General features: G+C 68.6%; 3 protein-coding genes and 2 pseudogenes. 1 reads left to right on the forward strand and 4 read right to left on the reverse strand.

From position 1 onward, the window contains the following. Positions 1-782 (reverse strand): annotated as a pseudogene (locus ACFYXH_RS42275) (hypothetical protein); the annotation flags it as partial. 141 nt (positions 783-923) lie between these two features. On the opposite strand from ACFYXH_RS42275, the pseudogene ACFYXH_RS42280 reads away from it, so the two are divergent. After that, a pseudogene (locus ACFYXH_RS42280) lies at positions 924-1,705 on the forward strand (transposase); the annotation flags it as partial. A 351-nt stretch (positions 1,706-2,056) separates the two neighbouring features. On the opposite strand, the gene ACFYXH_RS42285 reads toward ACFYXH_RS42280, so the two are convergent. From ACFYXH_RS42285 to ACFYXH_RS42295, 3 genes are read right to left on the reverse strand one after another with little or no spacing between them, the layout of a single operon-like run. Continuing rightward, the gene (locus ACFYXH_RS42285) at positions 2,057-2,677 is read right to left on the reverse strand and encodes an ExeA family protein (RefSeq protein WP_389575125.1); all 621 of its coding nucleotides are present in this window, start codon (positions 2,675-2,677) and stop codon (positions 2,057-2,059) included. Beyond that, positions 2,674-3,114 (reverse strand): hypothetical protein, encoded by a 441-nt coding sequence (locus ACFYXH_RS42290; protein WP_389575127.1) that lies wholly within the window; start codon positions 3,112-3,114, stop codon positions 2,674-2,676. The genes ACFYXH_RS42285 and ACFYXH_RS42290 overlap by 4 nt, the downstream gene beginning before the upstream one ends. After that, positions 3,111-3,431: a helix-turn-helix domain-containing protein gene (locus ACFYXH_RS42295; RefSeq protein ID WP_389575129.1), complete on the reverse strand. Its 321-nt coding sequence runs from the start codon at positions 3,429-3,431 to the stop codon at positions 3,111-3,113. Before ACFYXH_RS42295 ends, ACFYXH_RS42290 begins: the two co-directional genes overlap by 4 nt. Between the last annotated feature and the right edge of the window lie 218 nt (positions 3,432-3,649).

Genomic DNA, 3,649 nt, shown 5'->3' on the forward strand with positions numbered 1-3,649 from the left:
GGGCCAGTCGCACCCGTGACACCATCCGTACCGGTCGGGCCAGTCGCGCCGGGGATGCCCTGCAGGCCGGCAGCACCCGTCGCACCCGTGACACCGTCCGTACCCGCCGCACCCGTGACGCCATCCGTACCGGTCGGGCCAGTCGCACCCGCCGCACCCGTGACGCCATCCGTACCGGTCGGGCCAGTCGCGCCGGGGATGCCCTGCAGGCCGGCAGCACCCGTCGCACCCGTGACACCGTCCGTACCCGCCGCACCCGTGACGCCATCCGTACCGGTCGGGCCAGTCGCACCCGCCGCACCCGTGACGCCATCCGTACCGGTCGGGCCAGTCGCGCCGGGGATGCCCTGCAGGCCGGCAGCACCCGTCGCACCCGTGACACCGTCCGTACCCGCCGCACCCGTGACGCCATCCGTACCGTCCGTACCGGTCGGGCCGGTCGGGCCGGTCGCGCCGGGGATGCCCTGCGGGCCAGTGTCGCCCTTCGGACCGGTTGCTCCGGTGCCGCCCCGGGGCCCGGTCGGGCCGGTCCTGCCGTGGTTGCAGTCGTCGCCGTTGGGGTCGGCGAGTTGTCCGTGGTCAGGTTTCGTGGGGTGGCACCCGTCGCCGCTTGCGTGGGCCGCGTGCACGGCGGAAGGTCTGTGGGCGCCTTGCGCTGCCGTGATGGTGGGGCTCGCGATGCCTGCCAGCATCAGCGTCAGCGAGGCGATTGTGCCGCCGGTCAGCCACGTGTCTCGCCGCGGCAGCGGTCCCAGCCGGGACGCCCTGAACTCAGGCTTCATGCGCATGCTCCTTGTTTCGGTGGTTCGTGATCTCGGGCTGATTGCGAGGGGAGTTTGACGCATTTGCGATCAAGTGACCGGCAAGCGCGATGGGACGCGCTAGTTCGTCATCGAGTCGGCTCAACCGATATATACGTATGAGGGCCCGCGCTACTGATTGCACTGCTGACCGGCCATGGCCGGCGGCTGCTCTACCTTCCGGGCCGCACCGTTCACCACGCCTCCCGTCGTTACCGAGGCGACGGCAAGACCGACGCGAAGGACGCCTACGTCATCGCCGACCAGGCACGGATGCGTCGGGACCTGCAGCCCTTGCAGGAATGGGTCGAGATCGCAGTGGACATGAAGATCCTCACAGCCCGCCGCTGCGACCTCGCAGCAGACCGAACCCGCGCCATCAACCGGCTGCCCGCACAGCTGCTTGAGTACTTCCCTGCGCTGGAACGGGCTTTCGACTCCGCCGCCTCCCGGGCCGCGTTCGTTCTATTGACCGGCTACAGACCCCGTCAGCCCTGCGCCGGATCGGCACGAGCCGGCTGATGACCTGGTTGAAGAACCGCAAAGTCCGTGGCGCCCAGGCCATGGCCGACACTGCGGTCGCCGCGGCACAGGCCCAGCACACCGCCGTCGCCGGAGAGAACATGGCTGCGGCCGTCGTGCATACCCTGGCAAAGTCAGTGCTGGACCTGGACAAAGACATCGCCAGCCTCGACGCACAGATCTCAGCCGGATTCCGTGACCATCGCGCCGCAGAGGTCATCCTCAGCATGCCGGGAATGGGCTCGACACTCGGCGCGGGGTTCGTCGCCTGCACAGGCGGCGACATGGACGCCTTCGGCAGTGCTGGCCGCCTCGCCGGGGTCGCCGGACTCGCGCCGGTTCCACGCGACTCCGGCCGGATCAGCGGCAACATGCGCCGCCCCCACCACTGCTCGTGGTGTTCGGGGGTCTACAGGTTGTTGAGCGACGCTGAGGATGTGCATGAAGGCGACGTTCTGGTTGTCGACGGGGCGAGGTGAAACGACCCCGGCGGCCGTCAGGCCGCCGGGGTCGTCGTGAACGTTGTGTCGCTTTCGTCGTCACTCTGTCGCGTGTGTCTCGGTGATGGCGACGCGAGTGGAGGACTCGTCGACGATGCTCTTTTCCCTCGGTGAAGGCGGCGATGAGGGACTGCCAGGCGATGTTGTTGACCGAGCGGGGCAGACCGCGGCTGGTGAGGTGGATCAGTTCGACGGCGTCGTCGGAGAACAGGGTGTCCTGACGTCCGGCGATGGTCAGGTGGTGCTTGATGTAGCTGCGGTCTCCTCCTTCGTCATCGTGGGCATCTCGTAGCTGATCGCGATCCGCTGGTCCAGTGCCGCCAGGACGCCGTGCTTCATCCTCTTCCGCAGTGCGGGCTGGCCGATCAGCAACACCGCGAACGGCGTGGTGGAGTCCATGTCGTAGTTGGTGAGCATGCGGATCGCGTCCAGCTCGTGGTGGTCGAGCAGGTGCGACTCGTCGATCACGACGGCCGGTGTCCGGCCCCGCTCGTCGACCTCCGCGGCCAGCGCCGCGGATGCCTGAGCAGCGAGAGCGGCCAGGTGGAACTTCGGAGTCCCGCCCAGGGCGGTGACGATGCGGTCATAGAGGCCGCGCATGCCGACTTCTGGGTTGGGCTGGTAGATCACCGTGAACCGGGCAAGATCCAGCGAGGCGACGGCGCCCTTGAGTGCGACCGTCTTGCCGGATCCGACCTCGCCGGTGACCACGCCGATCGCCCGGTTGTTGATGCACCACGCGATGCGGGCTGCGGCCTCCCGGTGGGAGTGGTGCTGGTGCAGGATCGAGGGGGCCAGGTTGCGGCCGAAGGGGATGCGGGTGAACCCGTAGTACCCCTGAACGCGGTCGATCATCCCTGCCCCCTGGAGTCGTCCAGCAGGGACGAGTAGTTGATGCCCTTGGCGGAGTTCGCCGTGTGCGTCTTGTCCAGGATCTTCAGGTAGTCGATCCCGGTCGACGGTGCCGGCTCCGCCGGCGTCTCCGGACTCGCCTTCGGATGCGTGTGACGGCCACGCGGGCCGAGCGGGAAGACGAGGAACAGCTGCCAGGCGGCCAGGTCGACGTTGGGCATGGTCTCGCGGATCACCATGCGCCCGAGCTGCCGAAGGGCCTGCCGGTGGCAAAGTCGGCAGTGGCCGTGCTTGAGCGGGACCGCGCGGTGGCATCCGCCGCACTTCTGGCAGTCCCAGACCCGCCAGCCGACGCACTCGTGGCACATCCCGCTGAACGCGATCACGCCCCAGGCCAGGCAGTAGCGGCAACTGCCCACGGAGCCGGGAGGGGTGGTCATGTGGGCGGTAGGGACCGGCCCCGTGGCGCCCGCGGTGTGACACGGTGGCTCTGCCCGGCGGCCTGCTGTGGGGCTTCCTTCGGTGCCGGCGCCGTGACGGCGTCCGGCTCGGGGATCAGCAGCTCGTCGATGCCGCAGCCGAGCACCGCGCAGATCACGTCCAGGTCTGCGAGTTTGACGCTGATCGGCTGGCCGGACCAGAGCCCGGACATCTTGCCGGCCGAGATCACCAGGCCCCGTTCAGCGAGCATCCGCTGCAGCTCACTGGCCTTCCAGATGCCGCGGTTCGCGGCGGCCAGCCGGAGATTCCACCTCATCGCGCGAGTCCCTTCAGACGGGCCGCGGCTCGCTCCTGCCCGGCGATCCACGCGTCCTCGACATGGGTGTGCAGCACGTGTAATGGTGGAGTCGGGTATTGGAACTGGCCGAATGCCCCTGTCTGAGGTTCCCCCGAGATGCGGGGTGAGTTGACAGAGGGTCAGATGGGACTCATGAGAGGAACATCGGCCGTGGCCGCTCCCCGAAAGTACCCCAA

Origin of the sequence: Streptomyces sp. NPDC002730 (assembly GCF_042888805.1) — a bacterium.
GTDB lineage: Bacteria > Actinomycetota > Actinomycetes > Streptomycetales > Streptomycetaceae > Streptomyces.

Coding starts and splice junctions, on each gene's coding strand:
- ACFYXH_RS42285 (WP_389575125.1), bottom strand. CDS start 2,677: ATGATCGACCGCGTTCAGGGGTACTACGGGTTCACCCGCATCCCCTTC.
- ACFYXH_RS42290 (WP_389575127.1), bottom strand. CDS start 3,114: ATGACCACCCCTCCCGGCTCCGTGGGCAGTTGCCGCTACTGCCTGGCC.
- ACFYXH_RS42295 (WP_389575129.1), bottom strand. CDS start 3,431: ATGAGGTGGAATCTCCGGCTGGCCGCCGCGAACCGCGGCATCTGGAAG.